Below are 23213 nucleotides of genomic sequence, written 5' to 3' on the forward strand. Positions count from 1 at the left end.
GCCATGTCTGCCGGTTCGCCCCGGCGGCGGACCTCAGAACGGAAACGCGCTCCGACCGTGCTGCACGGAGATCCACTTCAACGTCGTGAACGCCTCCAGCGTCGTCTCGCCGTTCAGGCGGCCCAGGCCGGAGTGCTTCTCGCCGCCGAACGGGACGAGCGGCTCGTCGTGCACGGTGCCGTCGTTGACGTGAAACATGCCGGTGTCGATGCGCTGGGCGAAGCGGACGCCGCGTTCGACGTCGGCGGTGTGCACGGCGCCGCTCAGGCCGAACGGGCTGTCGTTGACGAGGCGTACGGCCTCCTCCTCGCCGTCGAAGGGGACGAGGAGGGCGACCGGGCCGAAGATCTCCTGGCGGAGCAGTGCCGAGTCGGTCGGTACGTCCGTGAGGACCGACGGCTCGACCAGGTTGCCGCGCGTGGAGCCGCGTACCAGCGCGGTGGCGCCCTCGGCGACCGCCTGCTCGACGACCGACGTGATCGCCTCCGACTGCGAGGAGTTGATCAGCGGGCCGATGACCGTCTCCGGGTCGCTCGGGTCACCGGCCTTCAGGCCGCTCACCTTGGCGACGAACCTCTCCGTGAACGCGTCGGCGACCGAGCGATCCACCAGGACGCGGTTGGCGGCCATGCAGACCTGGCCCTGATGGACGTACCGGCTGAAGACGGCCGCGTCGACGGCGTAGTCGAGATCGGCGTCGTCGAGGACCACCAGCGCGCTGTTGCCGCCGAGTTCGAGGATCGCGCGCTTGAAGTGCTGGGCGCAGACCGTGGCGACGTGCCGGCCCACCTTGTCGGAGCCGGTGAAGGAGATGACCTTGGGGACCGGGTGCTCCAGGAAGGCGTCGTTGATCTCCGCGATGTCGGTGACGACGACGTTGAGCAGACCGGCGGGCAGTCCCGCGTCCTCGAACAGCTTGGCGATGACCGTGCCGCCGACGACCGGGGTGTCCTGGTGGGGCTTGAGGACGACGGCGTTGCCCAGGGCGAGGGCCGGGGCGACCGACTTCAGGGACAGCAGGAACGGGAAGTTGAAGGGGCTGATGACCCCGACGACGCCGACCGGGACGCGATAGAGGCGGTTCTCCTTGCCGGGGTCCGGGGAGGGGATCAGGCGGTGCTCGGTGCGCATCGCGAGGCTCGCGGCCTCGCGCAGGAACTCCTTGGCGAGGTGCAGCTCGAAACCGGCCTTCACGCGCGTACCGCCCAGCTCGGCGATGATCGCCTCGGTGAGCTCCTGCTCGCGCTCCTCGACCAGCCGCAGCACCTTCTCCAGCACGGCGCGGCGGGCGTGCGGCCCGGCCTCGGCCCACTGCCGCTGGGCGCGGGCGGCGGCACGGTAGGCCCGATCTATCTCGTCGACCGTGGCTATGGTGATCGCGGCCAGCTTCTCACCGTCGTACGGGTTGAAGTCGATGATGTCCCAGGAACCGGTGCCCGGACGCCATTCGCCGTCGATGTACTGCTGAGCCAGGTCGGTGAAGTAGGACGACATGTGATCCCTCAATCCCTGCCGGTGAAGCAGTGCCTGATCACGCGTCATCGTACTTGTGATGCAACAGAGTTGGAGTAACTCTCCGGGAACCTCTCAGGAGAGCCGGGCACTCTCAGGAGAGCCGGGAATCTTTCAGGACAGCTGGAGCAGCCCCCTGAGCAGGTCCCGGCTCTCGGCCGGCCCGGGGCTGTCCCGCTGGAGCTCCTTCAGCGCCTTCTCGTACTGGGCGACGTCCTCCACCTTGTCCAGGTACAGCGCGCTGGTGAGCTGCTCCAGGTACACCACGTCCGACAGGTCGGACTCCGGGAAGCCGAGGATGGTGAAGGCGCCGGACTCGCCGGAGTGGCCGCCGAAGCTGAACGGCATGATCTGCAGCCGTACGTTGGGCCGCTCGGAGAAGTCGATCAGGTGCTGGAGCTGGCCGCGCATCACCTCGCGGTCGCCGTACGGGCGGCGCAGGGCGGCCTCGTCGAGGACGATGTGGAAGTCGGGGGCGTTCTCGGCGACGAGGTGCTTCTGCCGCTCCAGGCGCAGCGCGACGCGCTTCTCCACGTCGGCCTCGCTCGCGCCCTTCATGCCGCGCCGGACGACGGCACGCGCGTACGCCTCGGTCTGCAGCAGCCCGTGCACGAACTGCACCTCGTACGCGCGGATCAGGGACGCCGCGCCCTCCAGGCCCACATAGGTGGGGAACCAGCTCGGCAGGACGTCCGAGTAACTGTGCCACCAGCCCGCGACATTGGCCTCCCGGGCGAGGGAGACCAGTGACGTCCGCTCTGTCTCGTCCACGATTCCGTACAGCGTCAGCAGGTCTTCGACGTCCCTCGTCTTGAAGCTCACCCGGCCCAGCTCCATCCGGCTGATCTTCGACTCGGAGGCGCGGATGTGATACCCCGCCGCCTCGCGCGTGATGCCGCGCGCCTCTCGCAGTCGCCTGAGTTGCGAGCCGAGCAGCATGCGCCGCACCACCGATCCGGGCTCTCCCGCGCTCACGTTCCAGCCTCCCCAACCGTCTTCAGGGCCCGCAGTCTGCCACTAAAACACTCCGAGCTGTACTCGTCCGATTACACAGACGGAAAGAAGCCAAAGATTCCGGATGCGTTCGGGGAGCCGAACGCAAGGAGAAGGCAAGCGGACGGCGTGAAGATGGCGGAAAAAATGGCCAACAAGCGGTACGGGAAGGTCCAATTCGGTCGCGTGCACGTGCATCTGCCCTTGCATCTGCTGTGCGCATCCGAAACCATGGTCCCGCGCCACCGCTGCATCGCCACGACCGCGAATTCCCGGGGGAGTGCCTCGCATGGGGACGAATGGATCGACCATGCTCGAGCCTTTACGGCAGGGCCTTCCGCCGTTGGATCCCACGGCCGTGTCCAACGCCGCCTCCTGCGCCCTGCCCGCCCGCTACGAAGCGGTGCGCGAGGCACGGCACTTCACCCGCAGAACGCTCGATCAGTGGGACGTGGGCCATCGCTTCGACGACGTCTGCCTGGTCGTCTCCGAGCTGGTCACCAACGCTCTGCGGCATGCCCTGCCCGCCGTCGCCCCGCGCCCGGCGGACCGGGCCGGTGAGCACGAGCCGCCGCAGGTGCGACTGCACCTGATGCGCTGGACCGAGCGGATGGTGTGCGCGGTGCGCGACCCCAGCAACGACAGTCCGGTCGCGCGCGAGGCCGACGACTTCTCGGCGGAGTCCGGTCGCGGACTGTTCCTCGTCGACTCCTTCTGCGACAGCTGGGGCTGGCATCCGCTGGCCGGCACGCTGAGCGGCAAGGTCGTCTGGGCGATGTTCCGGCTGCAGCCGGAAGCGTGAGGCACCTCGGCACCTTCCTGTGCCGAGGTTCTACGCGCGTTACGGCGGGTCAGCGGCCGATCACCGGCCGCTTCCCGGTACCCCGCTCCCGCACCCCGCTCAGCGCTGTGTCAGCCCGCGATCAGGTGGTCGAACTCGCCGTCCTTCACGCCGAGGAGCATCGCCTCGATCTCCGCGCGCGTGTAGACGAGCGCCGGCCCGTCCGGGAAGTTCGAGTTGCGCACCGCCACTCTCCCGCCCGGCAGTCGCGCGAACTCCACACAGGATCCCTGCGAGTTGCTGTGCCGGCTCTTCTGCCAGGCCACCCCGCGCAGCTTCGTGGCGGCCATGCCGTTGTACACGCCGGACGCGCCGGCGCCGTGGTGCACGTGACCGTCGTACGCATCACCGTCGTACACGTCGTGGTCCACAGGTCGCTCCCCGGTGGTGCACTGGCTGGTATGGCCATAGGTGCAGTGGTCAACTGAGGCGGATCATAACCCTGTTCATGTGCAGATGCGCGGGCAGATGCACGTGCACGGGGGGTGTTCCTGCGGTTACAGCTTTGACGACCGCTTTACCGAAGCCGTTCCCGCGTCTGCCCCAGGGATCGCATGACATGCGACCACCGGCCCCCGTTCACTAGGAACAGACGCGTGCCGCGCCCTTCCTGTTCCACGGTTCAGTGCGAAACAACGACAAATGGGAGATCCCCTACGCGTCAACCGTAGGGGATCTCCCACCAATGATCCATCCGCCGCCGCGGGCCCCGGCGGCGGACGGACGTCAGCGGCTGGAGTACGGCAGCAAGGCCATCTCCCGGGCGTTCTTGATCGCACGCGCCAGCAGCCGCTGCTGCTGGGCCGAGACGCGGGTGACCCGGCGGCTGCGGATCTTGCCCCGGTCGGAGATGAACTTCCGCAGCAGGTCGGTGTCCTTGTAGTCGATGTACGAGATCCCGGCCTGATCCAGCGGGTTGGGGCGGTTCTTGGCAGGCTTGCGGTCGGCCTTGCGGGGCATGGCGGGTCAGACCTCCAGAAGAGTGTCGAAGGCGGGCGGCAACTGCTTCCAGGCGTCGCGCCCGGCGGCGTACTCGGCGTCGGTGAGCAGGCAGGACTCCAGCAGGTGGGTGAGCCCCTCGCGGTCCAGGCCGGGGGACGTGAAGACCAGGTGCTGGCAGCAGTCGCCGTGCTCCGGGTGCCAGTCCAGCGCGGCGGCGGCACGGCGCACCGGCGGCACCATGTCCCATGCCGCGTCGGGCAGCGAGGCGAGCCACGGACCCGCGCTCTCCACGCACAGCGCGCCGCCGGCGGCGTCCCAGTGCAGCAGCGTGTCGGGCTTGTCGGCGAGCCAGAACCGGCCCCGGCTGCGCGCGGCGGCGCACGTCAGGTCCTCCAGCGCCTGGTAGAGCCGCTCCGGGTGGAAGGGGCGGCACCGGTGCCAGACGAGGGTGGAGACTCCGTGCGCGTCGGCCTCGGTCGGGAGCAGGGCGCAGGCGGGGTGCTGGGCGGCGGCCGCGGCCTCCACGTCGAAACCGGCGAGGGCGGCGTGCGCGAGGGGTGAGTGCGCGCCGCTCATGCCTTTTGTGCGCTGGGCGCCCGTCAGGTCACCGTGGCCGATCGGGACCTGACGGGCCGTCGGGTGCAGCTGGGCCAGCAGCTCGCGGTCCTCGTCGTCGGCCTCCGGGGAGTCCAGGACGGCGAGGACGGGGGCGTACTCCAGCTGCCGCGCGAAGGTGTCGGCGACGGTCCGCTGGTCGGTGGCGGCCGCGGCCAGGCCGCCCTCGGCGAGGTCGTCGCCGTTGCCGAGGTACGGCAGCAGCAGCGCCGGGTCGACGGCGGTGATCACGCCGGTGACCGTGAGCCCGCCGGACGTGACCACCTCGGCCATGGCCTTCGGCTCGACGGAGTCCCACAGCTCGACGACCGCGAGCGGCGTGTCACCGGCGTCCGCGAGCCGCTCCAGCTCCGGGACGAGGTCCTCGCGCAGGGCGCAGCACGCGCAGTCGTTGACGAGGGGCGCCTCACCGGCGTCCCGGAGGCCGTCGGCGTCGCGGACGGTCCGTACGACCGTGCCGGCCGCCGCGGTCGCCAGGTCGTGGTGGAGTACGACACTGCCGGGCACGTCCGCGAGCAGCTGCTCGACGGCGGCCTTGCGGGCGTCGGCGTGCAGGCCGCCGACGATCACGACGGAGAGCTCGGGCATGGGCTAGCCCTGCTTCCCGTACCGGCGTTCGAAGCGCTCGACGCGTCCGGCGGTGTCCAGGACGCGGGCGGTGCCGGTGTAGAAGGGGTGGCTCACGTTGGAGATCTCGACGTCGATGACCGGGTAGGTGTTGCCGTCCTCCCACTCGATCGTCTTGTCGCTGGTCATGGTGGAGCGGGTGAGGAAGGCGTAGTTGGCGGCACGGTCACGGAAGACGACGGGACCGTAGTCCGGGTGGATTCCCTTGCGCATGGCGGTGGCTCAGCGCTCCTCTCGGAAGTCGACGTGGCGGCCGACGACCGGGTCGTACTTGCGCAGGGTCATACGGTCCGGGTCGTTGCGGCGGTTCTTGCGGGTGACGTACGTGTAGCCCGTGCCGGCGGTGGACCGGAGCTTGATGACCGGGCGGAGTTCGTTGCGTGCCATGCTGCTATGTTACTGAAAATGAATTCCATTTACGACAGAGACCATGGAGAGGTACGTCACCCATGTCCGCCCACTGCATGCTGACCGGCGCCCAGCCAGGCTTCGGCAACCGCATCTCCCACTCCCACCGGCGCACCTCGCGCCGCTTCGACCCCAACATCCAGACCAAGCGCTACTGGCTGCCCAGCGAGGGCCGGTACGTACGGCTGCGGCTGAGCACCAAGGGGATCAAGACGGTCGATGTGATCGGCGTCGAGGCGGCGGTGGCCCGCATCCGCGCCCGGGGGGTGAAGGTCTGATGGCCAAGAAGAGCAAGATCGCGAAGAACGAGAAGCGGCAGGAGATCGTCGCGCGGTACGCCGCCCGGCGGGCCGAACTGAAGGAGATCGTCCGACGGCCGTCGTCGACGGACGCGGAACGGCTCGCCGCACAGCGGGAGCTGCGCAAGCAGCCACGTGACGCGAGCGCCACGCGCGTACGCAACCGGGACCAGGTGGACGGGCGGCCGCGCGGGTACTTCCGGGCGTTCGGGCTGTCCCGGGTGGGTCTGCGGGAGCAGGCGCATGCGGGGTATCTGCCGGGGGTGCGGAAGTCGTCCTGGTAGGTGCGGTTACGGGCTGGTAGCTTGCTGCGGTCGTAGGGCTGTGTGGCTGTACCGCAAATGCGGCTGTGCGGCGACGCGGCTCGTACGGCCCACCGGCTACCAGCAACCGGCTCATCCCTGGGGGCATGCAGTGACATCCGCGACGACTTCGGCGACGACTTCGGCGGCCTATGCCCGCGGTGTGGTGCGCGGGCGGTGGCGGATCGTGGCCGTGGCCGCGGGTGTGGTGGGGGCGGTCGTGCTGACTGGCTGCAGCGGGGGCGGAGGCTCGGACTCCGGGTCGGAGTCCGAGTCGGGCGGGGCTTCGGCGAGCTCCAGCCCCAGCCCCAGCCCTGGTACGTCGTCGGTCGGTACCGGTGGGGGTGGCGGCTCGCCGTCCGCGGCTGCCGGGGAGCTGGAGGGCAGCTGGCTGGCCACCAGCGAGGGTCAGGCGGTGGCGCTGGTGGTCACCGGCGAGCAAGCCGGGCTGTTCGCCACCGGCGGGACCGTGTGCAGTGGGCGCGTGGGCGAGGCGTCGGACCGGCAGACGATCCGGCTCACCTGCACGCAGGGCAAGGACAAGCGCGGCACCGGCACGGTCGACTCCGTCAGCTCCACGACTCTGAAGGTGACGTGGGACGGCGGTCTCGGCGAGGAGACGTACACCAAGGCCGAGGGCGGGCAGATGCCGTCGGGGTTGCCGACGGCGGGGCTCGGCTCGTGACGTGAGGCGGTTGGGGGAGGGTCGGATGACCGTGTCGTGCGGGCGTACGTGATGATCCAGGGGCATCGTCACGAACCCAGGGGATCCACTCATGCGCGCCACTTCCCTCACCGTCGGCTCCGCCGCCCTCGCCGCCGCTCTGCTGCTGACCGCCTGTGGGGGCGGTGAAGGCGACAGCGGTGGCCAGGACACTTCCGCGTGCGCGCTCGACGAGGTCGGCGTGGAGGTCGGCCCCGCCAACGCCGCGCCCGTCGCCGGGGACACCGGCAACATCCCGGTGACGGTCACCAATCAGGGCGCCGAGTGCACCCTGGACGGCTTCCCCGCCGTCGACCTGCACGCCGACGGCACCTCCGCGACCGTACCGACGGACAAGGCGGCGACGGCGCAGAAGCTGACGCTGGCCAAGGACACGGCGGCGACGTTCACGATCACGTACGTACGGGGTGAGGCGGGCGGCGACGGCGGCCTCGACGCCACGACGGTGAAGATCGGCCTGCCGGGCGGGTCGGCGACGCAGAGCTTCGAGTGGTCGTACGGTCCTGTCGCACTCGCCGCGGGCGGCGCCCCGGACGCGTCGGTGGGGGCGTTTCAGCAGGCGGGCGACTGAGGGGCAGGCGAGGCGGGCGGGACCAGTCGTCCTAGGCGGGGGCAGGGCCGGTCAGCCGAGGCGGGTCGGACCCAGCCAATCAAGGCCGGGCGGACCAGCCAGCGGAGGCGAGCGCGCAGCCAGCCAGCCAAGGCCGTGCGGAGGCAGCCAGCCGAGGCGGGGACGGGAGCGGGCAGTGGAGGCGGGGAACCGGAGCAGGTAGTGGAGGCGAGCGCGCAGCCAGCCAACCATAACGAGGGCAGACCAGCTAGCCGAGCCGAGGACGGAACCAGCCCAGGCGGGGAACCGGAGCAGGCAGTGGAGGCGAGCGCGCAGCCAGCCAAAGCGAGGGCGGACCAGCCAGCCGAGGCGGGACGGGGCAGGCAGGCGAGCGCGCAGCCGGCCAAAGCCGGAACGGGACCAGCCAGCCAAGACAAGCGCGAAGCCAGCCAGCCAAGCCCGGGCGGGACCAGACAGTCGAAGCCGGGGCGGAGCCAGCCAGCCGACGCCGGGCGGAGCCAGCCAGCCGAGTCGGTGACGGAGCCAGCCAAGGCGGGGACAAGGCCAGCCGAGCCGGGGACCGGAGCAGGCAGTGGACGCGAGCGCGCAGCCAGCCAAAACGAGGGCGGATCAGCCAGCCGAGCCGAGGACGGGGCCAGCCGAGGCGGGACGGAGCAGGCAGGCGAGCGCGCAGCCGGCCAAAGCCGGAACGGGACCAGCCAGCCAAGACAAGCGCGAAGCCAGCCAGCCAAGCCCGGGCGGGACCAGGCAGCCGACGCCGGGCGGACCCAGCCAGCCGACGCCGGGCGGAGCCAGTCAGCCGAGCCGGGGACGGGGCCAGCCGAGCCGGGGACGGGCAGGCAGCTGCCGGTGCCGCGGCCAGTCAGTCAAGCCGCGGCCGCGACCTCACCTCCGCCCGGTCCGCCGCGCGTGACCCCTCCGTCCAGCCCGCCGCGTCGGTCACTCCGCGCAGCCGTGTCGTGGTCGTCTCCGGGAACATGCTCTCCATGCGCTCGGTGACCGCGACTTCGCGGGAGGCCAGCACCGGGAGCAGGTCGCCCGCCGCCAGGGCCTCAGTGGCCGCCTGTTCGGCAGCGGTGGCGAGACGCGTGCCGATGCGGTGGGCGTACGCGGCGAGGAAGGACTGCCGGAAGGTCTTCGTACGCTTGCGCCCGCCCGCGCGCTGAGCGGCCTCCGCCTTCGTCATCGCGGTCGTGGCCTGGACGAGGAGCGAGGTGTAGAGGAGTTCGACCACCTCCAGGTCGGGTTCGAAGCCGACGACGGTGGAGAAGCCGAGGGGTTCGTTCCACACGGCGCGGCAGTGGTTGGCGGCGGCGACCGCGTCCAGCAGCACCGCCTTGGCCTGCTCGTACGGCTGGTCGACGCCGATCCGCCAGGCCGTCGGCCCGCCACCGCCCTGCGCCGGGCCCGCGAGCAGCGCCTCGTCGATGCTGTGCCGCGCCATCAACTCCTGCGCCTTGGCGCTGAGCGCCTCCGCCTCGTCCGGGAACCCGGTCGCCTCTGCCTTCGCGAGCAGCGCGCGGATACGGGTCAGCATGCGGGACTCGGACTTCGTTTGTTTCGCGTGTGCGTGCGACTTGGTCCGTGATGACGACTGCGACTGCGACTGCGGCGGCGGCTGCGTCTCGTCGAGGGTTTCGAGGGTGGGCAGGCGGAGCAGCACGCGGTACAGCTCCAGGACGGCGGTGGCGTGCGTGAAGCGGTCGGTGCGGGGCGCCGTGCCGGAGGGCTCCTCGGCGAGCTGGGCCAGCTGCGCCGCCCAGCGCGGGCCGCGCGGGCGGTCGTGCGGGCGGTCGTGCGGTGCCTGTTCGAGGATCAGCGCCGATACGAGGCGTTCGTGTACGTCGTCCAGTTCGCGGCGGACGATCCGTACGACGTCGGCGGGCTGCCAGCCGCGCCGCCAGGCCCCGGCGACGAACTCCAGCCCCCGCCGGGTGAGTTCCGCGTCCGCCGCCGGGTCGGCCGCGAGCAGGGACGCGCCGGTGTCGAGGGCGGCGCGGTCGTCGGTGGGGGCGTAGAGGGCGGCGCGGAAGGCGCGGTCGACGGTGCTGGTGTCCACGTGGGGATCGTGTCATGCGTTCCGGGAGCCCATGCCGGCAGCCGGAGCCAGGTGTCAACTCGGGGTTGACGCTGCGCGACTGTCAACCTACGGTTGACACATGGCGACGAACCCCGACATCACGTCATCCATCCGTCTCGACGACCTCATCGCGGCCATCAAGAAGGTCCACGACGAGCCCCTCGACCAGCTCCAGGACGCCGTACTCGCCGGGGAGCACCTGGGCGACGTGGCCGACCATCTGATCGGCCACTTCGTGGACCAGGCCCGGCGTTCCGGCGCGTCCTGGACGGACATCGGCAAGAGCATGGGCGTCACCCGGCAGGCCGCGCAGAAGCGCTTCGTGCCGAAGGAGTCCATGGACCTCGATCCCAGCCAGGGCTTCAGCCGCTACACGCCCCGGGCGCGCGCGGTGGTCATGGCATCGCACAGCGCGGCGAAGCACGCGCGTCACGCCGAGGGGCTGCCCGAGCACCTGATCCTGGGGCTGCTCGCGGAACCCGAAGGCCTGGCCGCCAAGGCGATCACGGCTCGGGGAGTCACCCTTGATGCGGTCCGCGAGGCGGCCGAGGCGGTGCTGCCGCCGGCCGCCGAGGAGGCGCCCGAGCTCGTCCCCTACGGGTCGGATTCCAAGAAGGTCCTGGAGCTCACCTTCCGCGAGGCCCTCCGCCTCGGCCACAACTACATCGGCACCGAACACATCCTCCTGGCCCTGCTGGAGTTCGAGAACGGCGAGGGCGTCCTGTCCGGCCTCGGCCTCACCAAGCCCGCGACGGAGGAGTACCTCGCCGAGGCACTCGCCAAGATCAAGGCGACCCTCGACGAGCAGGGCGAAGCGCAGAGCTGAGGGCGTTGTCAGACCCTGCTGCGACACTCGCATGCATGGCCGATCGATGGGCGCTCGCTCCGGCCGAGGACGGTGGCGTGGAGGTCGCCCCCCTCGGTCCGGACGGGCTGCCCGCCGGGCCGGTGCGGCGGGAGGGGGACCTGGCGGAGGCGGTGCGCAGTCGGCCGTACGTCACGCGGTGGGTGTGGCGGTCGACCGCCGAGGTCTATCCGCGGCTGCTCGCCACGGGGGTGCGAGTGGAGCGGTGCTACGACATCGAGGACGCCGAGACCCTCCTCCTCGGCCACGAGGGGCGGTACGGCGAACCCCGCTCGGCCGCCGCCGCGCTCGCCCGCCTGCGCGGCGGCCCCGTACCGCCCGACCCGCCCCCGCGCGCCGCCGAACCGGGCGCGCAGCCCCCGCTGTTCGAGCCCCAGGGCGTTCGCCTGCCCCTGGACGACCTCCTCGCGGTCTACGCCGAACAGCAGCGGCGGCACGACCGCACCGCGCACCCCGACCGGATGCGGCTGCTGACGGCCGCCGAGTCGGCGGGGATGCTGGTGGCGGCCGAGATGAACCGCGCGGGCGTGCCCTGGAGCGCGCAGGTGCACCGCGAGGTGCTGCACGAACTGCTCGGCGAGCGGTACGCGGGCGGTGGCGAGCCGCGCCGCCTGGCCGAGCTGGCGGACGAGGTGTCCGCCGCGTTCGGGCGCCGGGTGCGGCCCGATCTGCCGGCCGACGTGATCAAGGCCTTCGCGCAGGCCGGGATCAAGGTCGGCTCCACGCGGCGCTGGGAGATCGAGTCCCTGGACCATCCGGCGGTGAAGCCGCTGGTGGAGTACAAGAAGCTGTACCGCATCTGGGTCGCGCACGGCTGGTCCTGGCTGCAGGACTGGGTGCGGGACGGGCGGTTCCGGCCGGAGTTCCTGGCGGGCGGCACGGTCACCGGCCGCTGGGTGACCAACGGCGGGGGCGCCCTGCAGATCCCCAAGGTGATCCGGCGTGCCGTGGTGGCGGACCCCGGCTGGCGGCTGGTCGTCGCCGACGCCGACCAGATGGAGCCGCGTGTGCTCGCCGCGATCTCCCGCGACCCCGGCCTGATGGAGGTGGCCGGCCGCGAGAGCGACCTGTACCAGTCCGTCTCCGACCGCGCCTTCTCCGGCGACCGCGCCCAGGCCAAACTCGCCGTGCTCGGCGCGATCTACGGCCAGACCTCCGGCGACGGCCTGAAGAACCTCGCCGCGCTCAGACGCCGCTTCCCCAAGGCGGTGGCGTACGTCGACGAGGCGGCCCGCGCGGGCGAGGAGGGGCGGCTGGTGCGGACGTGGCTGGGCCGGACCTGCCCGCCGGCCGCCGGGGCGGGCGAGGACGCGGCGGAGGAGGCGGGACTCCCGCAGGAGGAGTCCCTCGAACCCGTCGTCGGCGGTCAGGAATGGGTCCCCGGCTACGCCTCCACCAACGCCCGCGCCCGCGGCCGCTTCGCCCGCAACTTCGTCGTGCAGGGCAGTGCGGCCGACTGGACCCTGCTGCTGCTCGCCGCGCTGCGCCGCGCCTGCGCGGACATGGCGGCCGAGCTGGTCTTCTTCCAGCACGACGAGGTGATCGTGCACTGCCCGGCGGAGGAGGCGGAGGCGGTGGTGGCGGCGATCCGGGAGGCGGGGGCCGTGGCGGCCCGGCTGACGTTCGGGGAGACGCCGGTGAGGTTCCCGTTCACGACGGCGGTGGTGGAGTGCTATGCGGACGCGAAGTGATTCAGGAGGCACTGGGGAGCGAAGTGATCAGGAGGCACTGGGGAGAAGGGACCGGAGTTCGGTGACGACCGCGTGCTCGTCCGTCCCGTCCAGATCGGCGAGGGCGGTGCGCCACGCCTGGTGCGCGTCGTCCTCGCGCCCCTGGTCACGCAGCAGCAGACCGTACTGGTGACGGCCGAGGCCGCCGGTGTACCGGTCGGAGCGGGCGTCGGCACGGCGCAGCAGCTCCGCGCACTCGCGCTCGGCCCGTTCGGTGCGGCCCAGCTGCCGCAGCGCGCGGACCAGGCCGAGCCGGGTCTGGGACTCGCCGTGCCAGTCGGCGTGGCCGCCGAGGACGCGCAAGCTCTCCTCGAAGTGCTCGACGGCGGCGGCCGGTTCGCCGAGGGCGAGGTGGGCGTAGCCGATGTTGCAGTGCGCGGAGTGCTGCACGATGACGGCGCGGATCCCGGCGCCGAGGGCGAGCGAGCGGCGGTGCTGCTCGATGGCGGCGCGCGGGTCGGTGTGCTCGTACAGATTGCCGAGATGGCTGTACGTCACGGCCTCGCCGTACGGATCGTTCAGTTGGCGCGAGTACCCGAGGCTCTGCCGCAGCGCGTCCTCGGACTCGGCGTACCGTCCCAGCCCTTCGAGCAGCAGCCCGCGGTTGTTGAGGCAGCGCCGGATCCAGGAGACGACCCCGAGCCGCCGCCAGATCGCCAGCGCCTGGTCGTTGAGCGCGAGCGCCTCGCTCTGCCGCCCGGTGAGGAAGTGCATCCCGGCGAGGTCGCCCAGCGCGTACGCCTCGGCCGCCGCGTCCCCGAGCCGCCGCGCCAATCCGAGCGCGGCCCGCCCGAGCAGCTCCATCTCGGGGACACGGCCGCTGCGGTGGAGGTAGGGGAAGAGGAGCCGCAGGAGGGTGGACAGGTAGGCGGCACGGCGCTCGCAGGCGCCGTCGGCATACGCCTCGACCAGCGCGACGACGTTGCCCAACTCGCCGTCACCCCAGGCGAACGCCGCCTCGCTCCCGTCGAAGGCGGCAACGGTGGTCACGTACGCGGCATGCTCCGGCGGCTGTGCGACGGTGGGGCGCCGGCGGTCGTCCTGGTCGAGGCCGGGTTCGACGATGGCGGTGAGGGTGCGTTCGGCTGTGGCGGCGTACCAGCGCAGGGCGGTGTCGACGAGGTCGTCGACGGCATGCGGGTAGGCCGGGGTGCGGGGGCGAGCAGCATGGGTTCCGACGTGGACCGTGCGGGGTGGGTGGGGCGCGGGGGCGGGGGTGCGGGGGCGGGTGGTGTCGGTGGTGTCGTCGCGGTGGCCTTCCGCCGGGGCGGGGGTGCGGGCGCGGGTCGTGTCGGTGATCTCGTCGCGGCGCCCTGTCGCCGGGGCGGCGGTGCGGGCGCGGGTCGTGTCGGTGATCTCGTCGCGGCGCCCTGTCGCCGGGGCGGCGGTGCGGGCGCGGGTCGTGTCGGTGATCTCGTCGCGGCGCCCTTCCACCGGGGCGGCGGTGCGGGCACGACCCGCGCCGGTCAACCCGTCACGCTCCCCCTCCACCGGGGCCACGCTGCGGGCACGACCCGCGCCGGTCAACCCGTCAGGCTCCCCCTCCACCGGGACGGCACCGCGGGCACGACCCGCCTCGGTCAACCCGTCAGGCTCCCCCTCCACCGGGGCCGACTCGAACGCGCGGTCGCGTTCACCGGCGTCGTCGGCGCTGTGCCGGCCCGCGGCCAGTTCGCGGGCGAAGTCGCGGACCAGGTCGTGGGGTGCGTAGCGGGCGTACGCCGTCTCCTCCAGGAGGGCCACGTCGACCAGCCGGTCCAGCGCGGCCTCGGCGCGGCGCTCGTCGGTGCCGGTGAGGCGGGCGATCAGGGATGCGCCGTACGTGGGCAGGTCGAGCGCGCCGACGCGGCGCAGCGCGAGGGCGGCATCCCGGTCGGCCTCGCGGTCGGAGGCAGCGAGCGCGTCATGGGCGACGGCGAGGGAACGCCGTACGCTCAGGTCGTCGTACTCCAGATGATGCAGCCGCCCCTCGGTGGCGGCCAGTTGACCGGCGAGTACGTCCGGCGTGAGCGCCCGGCGCGCGGCGAGCCGGGCCGCGACGACCCGCAGGGCGAGCGGGAGCCGGCCGGTGAGTTCGACGAGCGGATGATCGGCGTCGAGCCCGTCCCGCCCGGACACCGCGCGCAGCAGCGCCGCGCTCTCCGCACTGCTCAGCGGCGTGAGCGGAAAGCGGCGGGCGCCGTCGAGGGCGGTCAGCGGCGAACGGCTGGTGACGATCACCGCGCACCCGGCGCCGGCCGGCAGCAGCGGCCGTACCTGCGCGGCGCTCGCGGCGTCGTCCAGCACCATGAGCGTGCACGTCGGCGCGAGCAGGGAGCGCAGCAACGCGGCGGCGGCATCGGGGTGTTCGGGGACGCGGCGGGGGTCGACCCCGAGGTCGCGGAGGAGTGCGGTGAGTGCCTGGCCCGGGGTGAGGGGGTTCATGCCGGGGGTGGCGCCGTGCAGATTGACGTAAAGCTGACCATCGGAGAAACGTTCCGCCAGAGCATGCGCGGCATGCAGCACGAGTGCGCTCTTGCCGACGCCGGCCATACCGCTGACGACGGCGAGGGCGGCGGGCTGAGTGAGAGACGCGAGGAGGGCGTCGCGCACGGCGGAGCGGCCGGTGAAGTGGGCGGGAGGTGGGGGGAGTTGGGATGGCAGGGGTGCCGGCGCTTGCGCGCATACCCCGGGCCCGGCGTTCACGGCCGTCCGCACCACACTCCCGGTGGACACCGCCTCGCCCGACAGCTCCTCCTGCCCCTCTCCGTCGCCCTCCGGCACACCTCCCCGCAACACCTCCACATGAGCCTCGCGCACGCCCGCCCCCGGCTCGACCCCCAACTCCTCCACGAGCCGGGTGCGCAGATCACGATGGACGGCGAGGGCCTCGGCGTGGCGGCCCGTGCGGTGCAGGGCGAGCATGAGCTGGCGGTGGTACGCCTCGCGGAGCGGATACTCGGCGGCGAGTGCGGCCAACTCCGGTACAAGTCCGGCAAGTCGATCACGCCCGGCCGCCCCGGGTTCTGCCAGCGCGAGCTCGGCGTCGTACCGCCACTCCAGTACCAGCAGCCGCGCCTCGACCAGCCGTTGCACAAACGCGTACCCGCCCACCTCGGCCGGCAGCCCACTCAAGGGCGCGCCCCGCCACAACGCGAGCGCCCGCGTGCACTCGCGCACCGTCCGCTCCCACTCACGCCCGGCGTGCGCGGCGCGCGCCGCGGCGACATGGCTCTCGAAGACATGGACGTCCAGCTCGCGCTGTTCGACCCGCAGCAGATACCCCGGCGGCACGGCACGCAGCCGTCCCGGATCGTCGAGCATCCGGCGCAGTCGAGCGACGTGGTTGTGCAGGGAGGCGTGCGCGGAGGGCGGCGGTGCGCCACCCCACAAGGCGTCCTTGAGCGACGCGACGGGCACGACCCGCCCGGCTTCGAGCAGCAACGCGGCCAGCAGAACACGCGCCTTGGGGCTACCGACGGCCCGCACGGCAAGCCCCGGCCGTCCGGCGCCCGCGCCCCCGACGTCGTACGAGGCACGGGAGTCGTCGGCGTGCTCGTACCTCTCACCCTCACACGGCTCGTACAGAACAGGCGGTCCCAACAAACCAAACCGCAGTCCGAACCGGGGCCCGCACCGCATCACACCGCCCACAGCCTTCCTACATGCCCACACCCGATGCCGGGCAGGCTCCGTCGCACAAGACGGACCTCCCGCCACCCGCACGTGGACGACTACCACCAGGACCCGCCACGGTTCCGGCACCGGAACCCGCCACCGCTCCGGCACCGAATCCACCACCGTCACGGCGCTTCCCGCGATCGCCCGGCGACTTCACGCCAACCTCGAATCGAGCCAACGAGCCACAAAACCAGCGATCCAACGAGCCAACCAGCCAGCCAACGCCGACGGAAAACCATTGGCCACATGTTAGCGATCCGTTGGTGCGACCTGATGTGATCACATCATCGGATCTGGCCCGACGGTGCGCGCGTACGTCGCGCAGCTCGGGGGAGTGTCGCCGCCGCGGCCGGATCCGGGACGCCAGTGGGCCCCGGTCGTCAGAGGTGAACGACGGGGGCCCGCGTCCGCACAGCGAGGCGGACCCGCCACCCTTGGGGGAGACACCGACACCCGGGGAGGACGAGACATGCGATACCGCTGCGCCGTACTGGACGACTACCAAGGCGTCGCGACCGCGATCGCCGACTGGACCCCGCTCGGCGACCGCGTGGAGGTCATCCCGTTCCCCGACCACTTCCCCACCGAGGACGAACTGGTCGCGGCCCTCGCCGACTTCGATTTCGTGGTCACCCTGCGCGAACGTGTCCCCTTCCCCGCCTCGCTCCTCGACCGGCTCCCCCGCCTCAAGCTCCTCATCGCGTCCGGCATGCGCAACTCAGTGATCGACTACGCCGCCGCACAGGCGAACGGCGTCACCGTCTGCGGCACCGAGAGCTCCCCCACTCCCCCGGTCGAACTCACCTGGGCCCTGGTCCTGGGCCTGGCCCGCGGCATCGTCCAGGAGAACACCGCGCTGCGCACCGGCGGCCCGTGGCAGTCCACCGTCGGCGCGGACCTGCACGGCCGCCGCCTGGGCCTGCTCGGCCTCGGCAAGATCGGCAGCCGCGTCGCCCGCATCGGCCTGGCCTTCGGCATGGAGGTCACGGCCTGGAGCCAGAACCTCACCAAGGAGCGCACGGACGAACTCGGGGTCCACCTCTCCCCCACGAAGGAGGACCTCCTCACCACGAGCGACGTCGTCTCGGTCCACCTGGCCCTGAGCGACCGCACCCGCTCCCTCCTGGGCCCGGCCGAACTGGCCCTCCTCAAGCCCACGGCCTACCTGATCAACACCTCCCGCGCAGCGATCATCGACCAGGAGGCCCTCCTCACAGCCCTCCACGAGGGCCGCATCGCCGGCGCGGCGGTGGACGTCTACGACACAGAACCCCTCCCCACCGACCACCCCCTACGCACGGCCCCCCACCTCCTGGCCACCCCGCACCTCGGCTACGTCTCACACGCGAACTACGAGCGCTACTACAACCAGGCGATCGAAAACATCCAGGCGTACCTGAACGGCACCCCAATCCGCCTCCTCGGCTGACCCAGAGCGGCGTTCAGTTCTCGGGTTTGATCTTCGAGGACAGGAAGAACAGCCCTGCCGTCGCCGCGATGAAACCTCCGGCCAGTTCTTCGTAGCCCTGGAAATAGGAGATGGGGACGGCGATGACGCAGGCTGTTCCGACCAGGTCGATGACGCCTCCGATCAGTCGCCGGAACCTGCTCGGCGGCGGAGGGTGGGGGTTCGGCGGGTTTCCCCAGTGGGGAAAAGGACCCGGCCTGGGTTTCCAGCCCTCGTCCAGGAGCCGCAGGAACTCCGGGTGGTGGCGGGCGTAGCTCAGGCGGTGGGGTGCCAGACGCCGCCACGGCAGCCAACCATGCCTGACGGCGATCCAGGTGAGTGCCGGCAGGCAGGCCACTGCCGCCCAGATTGCTGCGACCGTCCGCCCTCCGGCCGAAGTCGGCAGAATGCCGAGGAGCCGGTCCAGCTGGCCGCTGGCGGCGTAGGCGATCAGCGCGGCTATGGAGAGCATCGCCGCGGCCTGCTCGATCTGATGTCCGGTGTGGCAGCGGGCACAGCGTGGCACATGCACGGTTTCTTGGCGCCACGTGGTGCGCAGGACGACGATCCATGGGGTCATGGTGGTGTCGGTGTCCCGGTGCAGCCCCAGGACGCGGTCGTGCCACGACGCTGATGTGGCATTCCCGCAGAACCAGCACTCCCGTACCACGACTTTCCTCCCCCTACGGACGTCCGGGGCCCCCGGAGAGACGGCGTCCCTCGTCGCCCTCACTGCCCCGTGTGGCCCAGGGCATCCAGGGCATGCGGGACCGCAGGTGAGCCAGCCTGGGGGCGGCCCACAGTCCGGCGGAGCCGAGCAGGATGAGGCAGACGCCGAAGAACCGCCTCGGTGTCTCCACTTCGGAGCACGCCTCTTCCCCGTCGCCGGGCCGCCAGTCCTCGTTCTCACCAGCCGTGAACGCGGTTCCGCAGTCAAGCCTGACCATTGACACAAGGCCGTCCTGCCCGCCGCTGTCGTCATCTTCGAAGAAGCCACCCGGCAGGATCATGGCCTGGTCGCTCGTGTCCCAGGAGTACAGGACGCTCATGTCGTACGGGTGGCCTTCGTCGTCCACGAAGTACGCGGCCGTGCGGGGGACCAGGAGCAGCCATCCGGCCCCCAGGAGCGCGGCAACCGACACGAGTCGCACCCAGAACTTCGGCCTGCGCAGGATGTTCATGGCCGGGACGGTAGGGGACGTCGCCCGGGACCGGTCCCGGCGTGTCACTGCTTTGTTGGGCCGGGGGCCGTCGGGTCAGACCTCGACCAGGCGCTGATCGTGCCGCAGCACGCTGTCCATGCAAGTGGAAGCAGACAGGCAAGTGGGAGCAGACAGGCGCGAAGCCCTCGCCCGTGATGGTCTGGACGCCCGAGCAGACTGGCACCTTCCTCGACTTCGTCTGCCTTGACTTCGTCGCGGAGGACCGGCTGTAGGCGATGTGGCACCTCATCACCTTCCGCGGCCTGCGGCAGGGCGAGCGGCGTGGCATGCGGCAACCCTGGTCGGAGACCAACCTCGATGACGGACAACGGCCTCCGCGTGGTCGCGCTCGACGACGACACCGTCGACGTCCGGAAGCGACACCGCGAGGGGTGGGAATCCGCCTGAGTGGACACCGGCTTGGTCTTCACCCAGGAAGACGGCCCCTGGCTCCATCCCGGCAAGGTGACCGACCTCTTCGAGCGCTCGTCACCGCCTCTGGACTCCCGCCGATCCGGCTGCACGAAGCCAAGGGGGCGGTGGTCCCATTCGCTGTGCCGGTCAGCCCTTATAACTAGCTGATCCCGTAACTAGCTGATCCCGCTGCTCCAAGCCGTACCGCCGGTCCGGGGCAAGCACGGCCGACCCCGCCGCCGACCGGACGTGGTGCCGACGAATGCGGCTACGACAACGACAAGGCCGTCCAGTCCGGGATCTCGGCGTGAAGCCGCTCATCGCCCGCCGCGGCACCGAGCACGGCACCAGGCGCTGAGTGGGGCGGCAGCGCGCGTTCGTCCCCCTGCACTGGTTCCGCCGCCTGCGGATCCGCTGGGAGATCCGCGACCACACCCACGAAGCCTTCCTCACCCTGGCCCGCGCACTCATGCTGGCGACGCCAGTCATTCCGACAGGGGTGCTCCGGGCCCCGTTCCTCGACGGAACGGGCCGGCAAACCCGGTCGACGGACGCGATGCGCCGCATGGGAGACACGTTCATGCCTCGCCCGAAACCCACAACTGAGCCCAAGACTGAGACCGCGGACCGCCGCGCGGCACGCGCGCAACGTCGCCGCCGCATCCGCTGAACGAGAAAGCCCAGCTCAGACACCGTCTGAGCTGGGCTTGGAGAGAGCCGCCTTCGGGATTCGAACCCGAGACCTACGCATTACGAGTGCGTTGCTCTGGCCATCTGAGCTAAGGCGGCGCGCTGTCCGCACTATGGTGCGATCAGCAACGTCGGTAAGTCTACACAGTTTCCGGGGGTGCTCCGTACCGGCCCCGGAGCGCGGGGCTCCGAGGCCGGGCGCGACGCTAGGAGCAGCGCTTTCCGTCCGTGGGTGGGGTGCCGCGGACGAGGTACGTGTTGATCGTACGGTCGATGCACTCGCTGCCGCGGCCGTACGCGGTGTGGCCGTCGCCGTCGTAGGTCAGGAGGCGGCCGGAGGAGAGCTGGCGGGACAGGGACTGGGCCCAGCGGTACGGGGTCGCCGGGTCGCGGGTGGTGCCGACCACGACGATCGGCGCCGCGCCCCTCGCCTCGATGCGGTGTGGCTCGCCCGTGGGCGCGACCGGCCAGTACGCGCAGTTCAGCGCGGCCCAGGCGAGGGCTTCGCCGAAGACGGGGGACGCCTTCTCGAAGGCGGGCAGCGACTTGCGTACGTCGTCGGGGGTGCCGAAGGCAGGCGGGAGGTCCAGGCAGTTCACGGCGGCGTTGGCGTACATCAGGTTCGAGTAACGGCCGTCGGCTTCCCGCTCGTAGTAGCTGTCGGACAGAACGAGCAGCCCGGCGCCGTCGTTCTTCTTCATCGCCGCGGTCAGCGCCTCGCGCAGCTGCTGCCAGGCCGCCTCGTCGTACATCGCCGCGATCACACCGGTGGTGGCCAGGGACTCGGTGAGCCTGCGGCCGTCCGCGTCGCCCGTGGGCAACGGCTTCGCGTCGACCTTGTCGAAGAACGCCTTGAGGGCACGGCCGACCTGCTCCGGCCCCGCCCCACGGCCGCCGAGCGGGCAGCCCGCCTGCCGTACGCAGTCCTTCGCGAACGCCTTGAACGCCGTCTCGAACCCGGCCGTCTGCTCCAGGTTCAGCCGGCGGGCCGACACCGTCGGGTCCATCGCGCCGTCCAGGACCAGCCGCCCCACCCGCTTCGGGAAGAGCCCGGCGTACGTCGCACCGAGGAACGTCCCGTACGACGCCCCCACGTACGTCAGCTTCCGGTCCCCCAGCGCCGCCCGCAGGATGTCCATGTCCCGGGCTGCGTCGACCGTCGAGACATGCCGCAGCAGCTCGGGCGCGTCGGCCCCGCACCCCTCGGCGAAGCCCTTGTACGCGTCCACCAGCCCGTCGACCTCCCGCTGGTCGTCGGGAGTGACGTCCGTCTGCGTGTACGCGTCCATCTTCCGCCCGTCGAGACACTCGACGGGCTCGCTGCGGGCGACTCCGCGCGGGTCGACCGCGACCATGTCGTACCGGGCGCGCACCTGCGCCGGGTAGCCGATCCCGGCGTACGACTGCAGGTAGCCGACCGCCGAACCGCCCGGCCCGCCCGGGTTCACCAGCAGCGAGCCGAGCCGCTTGCCCGGTCCCGTGGCCTTCTTGCGTGCCACCGCGAGCCGTACGTCGCCGGCGTCCGTCCTGGCGTAGTCGAGCGGTGCTCGCAGCGTGGCGCACTCGAAGCCGGGGACACCGCAGGAGCGCCAGCTGAGCTTCTGCCCGTAGTACGACGCCAGGGCGGACGGCGTCGCCTGGGGCAGCGCCGCGAGCGCCGCCGCCTGGGCCGCCGGCGAGCTGGCGGAACTCGTCGAACTCCCGGAGGAGCAGGCGGAGACGACCAGCGCCACGAGGGCGAGAAACGTGGCTCCGGTGCGGGACCTGGCACTGAACATGGTCCTGGACCTGCGGTGGGTGCGCCTTGTGTACATCCAGCGAGCGTAACGCTGTGCGATGGATTGAGTGCTGTGCGTACGGCTTGTGCCTCGGACGAGTGGTGGCTGTCCCACGGACGAGGGATGCCGTCAACAGGCTGTGCCGGGGGTGACGGGCACCGCCAGTCTCCGGGGGACGGGGTGACGGGCACCGCCAGTCTCCGGGGGACGGGGTGACGGGCACCGTCAGTCTCCGGGGACGGGGGTGACAGCCGCCGCCTGTTATCAGCCGGAAGGCCGCGGCCCCCTGCTCAGCCCGCTCTGAGTGCCATCGTCATCGCCTCCACGGCAAGCAACGGCGCCACATTCCGGTCGAGCGCGTCCCGGCACGCGGCGATCGCCTCGATGCGGCGCAGGGTGGATTCGGGTGCGCTGCCGCGGGCGAGCCGCTCCAGCGCGTCCTCGGCGTCCGTGTTGGCCAGCGCGATCCTGGAGCCCAGCTGGAGGGTGAGGACATCGCGGTAGAAGGCCGTGAGGTCGGTGAGCGCGAGGTCCAGACTGTCGCGCTGCGTCCGGGTGCGCCGGCGCTTCTGCCTGTCCTCCAGCTCCTTCATCACGCCCGCCGTGCCCCGCGGCATCCGGCCCCCCTGAGCCGCACCCAGCGCCGCCTTCAGCTCCTCGGTCTCCTTGGCGTCCATCTCCTCGGCGAGTTGCTTGGCGTCCTCCGCGGCCGCGTCGACCAGCTCCTGCGCGGCCTTGAGGCAGCCGCCGATGTCGTCGACGCGCAGCGGCAGCTTCAGCACGGCCGCCCGGCGTGCCCGCGCCGCCGGGTCGGTGGCCAGGCGGCGGGCGTGGTCGACATGCCCCTGCGTGGCGCGGGCAGCGGCGGCGGCCACGTCGGGTTCGACGCCCTCGCGTCGTACGAGCATGTCGGCGACGGCCTCCACCGAGGGCGTGCGCAGGTTCAGGTGGCGGCAGCGGGAGCGGATGGTGGGCAGGACGTCCTCGATGGAGGGGGCGCACAGCAGCCAGACCGTACGCGGGGCGGGCTCCTCGACCGCCTTGAGGACGGCGTTGGCGGACTTCTCGTTCAGCCGCTCGGCGTCCTCGACCAGGATGATCTGCCAGCGGCCGTTCGCCGGCGAGGTGAACGACTTGCGGACCGTGTCCCGCATGTCGTCCACGAGGATCTGCGCGCCGACCGCGACGACCGTGGTGACGTCGGCGTGCGTACCGACCAGGGCCGTATGGCACCCGTCGCAGAACCCGCACCCCGGTGCGCCGCCCAGCGCGCGGTCCGGGCTCACGCACTGCAGCGCCGCCGCGAACGCCCGCGCGGTCTGCGTGCGCCCCGCCCCGGGCGGCCCCGTGAACAGCCACGCGTGCGTCATCTTGGACGCCTCGGGCAGCGGGGCGTCGGCCGCGGCCGCGGTGACCAGCGCGTCGGCGTCCCGGGCGGCGGCGGTGAGCTGCTCGCTCACCCTCTCCTGCCCGACGAGGTCGTCCCACACGCTCATGGGTCACGCCGCCCTTC

The 23213-nt window shown here is 71.7% G+C and carries 21 protein-coding genes, 1 tRNA gene and 1 pseudogene; 9 read left to right on the forward strand and 14 right to left on the reverse strand.

Features of this window, described 5'->3' with window-relative positions:
• Positions 1–33 precede the first annotated feature (33 nt).
• Positions 34–1494 carry an aldehyde dehydrogenase family protein gene (locus tag HJD23_RS17600; RefSeq protein ID WP_171109684.1) on the reverse strand — a complete coding sequence of 487 codons (1461 nt, stop codon included), beginning with the start codon at positions 1492–1494 and terminating at the stop codon, positions 34–36.
• 132 nt (positions 1495–1626) lie between these two features.
• Complete coding sequence (locus tag HJD23_RS17605; protein ID WP_171111591.1) at positions 1627–2451, reverse strand: helix-turn-helix transcriptional regulator; 825 nt, start codon at positions 2449–2451, stop codon at positions 1627–1629.
• A 364-nt stretch (positions 2452–2815) separates the two neighbouring features.
• On the opposite strand from HJD23_RS17605, the gene HJD23_RS17610 reads away from it, so the two are divergent.
• Positions 2816–3307 (forward strand): ATP-binding protein, encoded by a 492-nt coding sequence (locus HJD23_RS17610; protein ID WP_232108272.1) that lies wholly within the window; start codon positions 2816–2818, stop codon positions 3305–3307.
• A gap of 110 nt (positions 3308–3417) precedes the next feature.
• Here the strand turns inward: HJD23_RS17610 and HJD23_RS17615 are convergent, their stop codons facing one another.
• The 5 genes from HJD23_RS17615 to rpmG all read right to left on the reverse strand — a co-directional run bounded on the left by HJD23_RS17615 (position 3418) and on the right by rpmG (position 5917).
• Entirely contained in the window at positions 3418–3717 is a 300-nt protein-coding gene (locus HJD23_RS17615) for a DUF397 domain-containing protein (protein ID WP_171109682.1), read from the reverse strand.
• Between the two features lie 355 nt (positions 3718–4072).
• Positions 4073–4306 (reverse strand): 30S ribosomal protein S18, encoded by a 234-nt coding sequence (gene rpsR / locus HJD23_RS17620; protein WP_171109681.1) that lies wholly within the window; start codon positions 4304–4306, stop codon positions 4073–4075.
• 6 nt (positions 4307–4312) lie between these two features.
• Entirely contained in the window at positions 4313–5491 is a 1179-nt protein-coding gene (locus tag HJD23_RS17625) for a GTP-binding protein (RefSeq protein ID WP_171134039.1), read from the reverse strand.
• A 3-nt stretch (positions 5492–5494) separates the two neighbouring features.
• On the reverse strand, positions 5495–5743 hold the full coding sequence (locus HJD23_RS17630) for a type B 50S ribosomal protein L31 (protein WP_171109680.1): 249 nt from the start codon (positions 5741–5743) through the stop codon (positions 5495–5497).
• A gap of 9 nt (positions 5744–5752) precedes the next feature.
• A complete protein-coding gene (gene rpmG / locus HJD23_RS17635) occupies positions 5753–5917 on the reverse strand; it encodes a 50S ribosomal protein L33 (RefSeq protein ID WP_003999141.1) in 165 nt (54 codons plus the stop codon).
• Positions 5918–5979: 62 nt separating this feature from the next.
• Between rpmG and rpmB the strand changes: the two genes are divergently transcribed.
• The 4 genes from rpmB (at position 5980) to HJD23_RS17655 (ending at position 7834) form a co-directional block, all read left to right on the forward strand.
• Positions 5980–6216: a 50S ribosomal protein L28 gene (rpmB, locus tag HJD23_RS17640; protein ID WP_141315687.1), complete on the forward strand. Its 237-nt coding sequence runs from the start codon at positions 5980–5982 to the stop codon at positions 6214–6216.
• Positions 6216–6521 (forward strand): 30S ribosomal protein S14, encoded by a 306-nt coding sequence (rpsN, locus tag HJD23_RS17645; protein WP_171109679.1) that lies wholly within the window; start codon positions 6216–6218, stop codon positions 6519–6521. The genes rpmB and rpsN overlap by 1 nt, the downstream gene beginning before the upstream one ends.
• A gap of 130 nt (positions 6522–6651) precedes the next feature.
• Positions 6652–7224: a hypothetical protein gene (locus HJD23_RS17650; protein ID WP_332112411.1), complete on the forward strand. Its 573-nt coding sequence runs from the start codon at positions 6652–6654 to the stop codon at positions 7222–7224.
• A 91-nt stretch (positions 7225–7315) separates the two neighbouring features.
• The gene (locus tag HJD23_RS17655; protein WP_171109678.1) at positions 7316–7834 is read left to right on the forward strand and encodes a DUF4232 domain-containing protein; all 519 of its coding nucleotides are present in this window, start codon (positions 7316–7318) and stop codon (positions 7832–7834) included.
• Between the two features lie 862 nt (positions 7835–8696).
• Here the strand turns inward: HJD23_RS17655 and HJD23_RS17660 are convergent.
• The gene (locus HJD23_RS17660) at positions 8697–9893 is read right to left on the reverse strand and encodes a DUF2786 domain-containing protein (RefSeq protein WP_171109677.1); all 1197 of its coding nucleotides are present in this window, start codon (positions 9891–9893) and stop codon (positions 8697–8699) included.
• Positions 9894–9993: 100 nt separating this feature from the next.
• Between HJD23_RS17660 and HJD23_RS17665 the strand changes: the two genes are divergently transcribed.
• Together HJD23_RS17665 and HJD23_RS17670 are read left to right on the forward strand one after the other, a co-directional pair.
• On the forward strand, positions 9994–10740 hold the full coding sequence (locus HJD23_RS17665) for a Clp protease N-terminal domain-containing protein (RefSeq protein ID WP_171109676.1): 747 nt from the start codon (positions 9994–9996) through the stop codon (positions 10738–10740).
• 35 nt (positions 10741–10775) lie between these two features.
• Complete coding sequence (locus HJD23_RS17670) at positions 10776–12470, forward strand: bifunctional 3'-5' exonuclease/DNA polymerase (protein WP_171109675.1); 1695 nt, start codon at positions 10776–10778, stop codon at positions 12468–12470.
• A 27-nt stretch (positions 12471–12497) separates the two neighbouring features.
• Here the strand turns inward: HJD23_RS17670 and HJD23_RS17675 are convergent, their stop codons facing one another.
• The gene (locus HJD23_RS17675) at positions 12498–16130 is read right to left on the reverse strand and encodes a BTAD domain-containing putative transcriptional regulator (protein ID WP_171111587.1); all 3633 of its coding nucleotides are present in this window, start codon (positions 16128–16130) and stop codon (positions 12498–12500) included.
• Between the two features lie 508 nt (positions 16131–16638).
• Between HJD23_RS17675 and HJD23_RS17680 the strand changes: the two genes are divergently transcribed.
• The gene (locus HJD23_RS17680) at positions 16639–17598 is read left to right on the forward strand and encodes a D-2-hydroxyacid dehydrogenase family protein (protein ID WP_171109674.1); all 960 of its coding nucleotides are present in this window, start codon (positions 16639–16641) and stop codon (positions 17596–17598) included.
• Between the two features lie 13 nt (positions 17599–17611).
• Here HJD23_RS17680 and HJD23_RS17685 read toward each other — a convergent pair whose 3' ends face one another.
• Positions 17612–18196 (reverse strand): hypothetical protein, encoded by a 585-nt coding sequence (locus HJD23_RS17685; protein ID WP_232108271.1) that lies wholly within the window; start codon positions 18194–18196, stop codon positions 17612–17614.
• A gap of 103 nt (positions 18197–18299) precedes the next feature.
• Entirely contained in the window at positions 18300–18797 is a 498-nt protein-coding gene (locus HJD23_RS17690) for a hypothetical protein (protein WP_171109672.1), read from the reverse strand.
• Between the two features lie 128 nt (positions 18798–18925).
• Between HJD23_RS17690 and HJD23_RS43830 the strand changes: the two are divergent.
• Positions 18926–19351 (forward strand): annotated as a pseudogene (locus tag HJD23_RS43830) (site-specific integrase); the annotation flags it as partial.
• Positions 19352–19947: 596 nt separating this feature from the next.
• Here the strand turns inward: HJD23_RS43830 and HJD23_RS17695 are convergent.
• The 3 genes from HJD23_RS17695 to HJD23_RS17705 form a co-directional block, all read right to left on the reverse strand.
• A tRNA-Thr gene (locus HJD23_RS17695) sits at positions 19948–20021 on the reverse strand.
• A 107-nt stretch (positions 20022–20128) separates the two neighbouring features.
• Entirely contained in the window at positions 20129–21736 is a 1608-nt protein-coding gene (locus tag HJD23_RS17700; RefSeq protein ID WP_171109671.1) for an alpha/beta hydrolase, read from the reverse strand.
• 254 nt (positions 21737–21990) lie between these two features.
• On the reverse strand, positions 21991–23196 hold the full coding sequence (locus tag HJD23_RS17705; RefSeq protein WP_171109670.1) for a DNA polymerase III subunit delta': 1206 nt from the start codon (positions 23194–23196) through the stop codon (positions 21991–21993).
• Positions 23197–23213: the final 17 nt, after the last annotated feature.

It is taken from the genome of Streptomyces sp. Z423-1 (assembly GCF_013009255.1).
GTDB classification, from domain to species: domain Bacteria; phylum Actinomycetota; class Actinomycetes; order Streptomycetales; family Streptomycetaceae; genus Streptomyces; species Streptomyces gossypiisoli.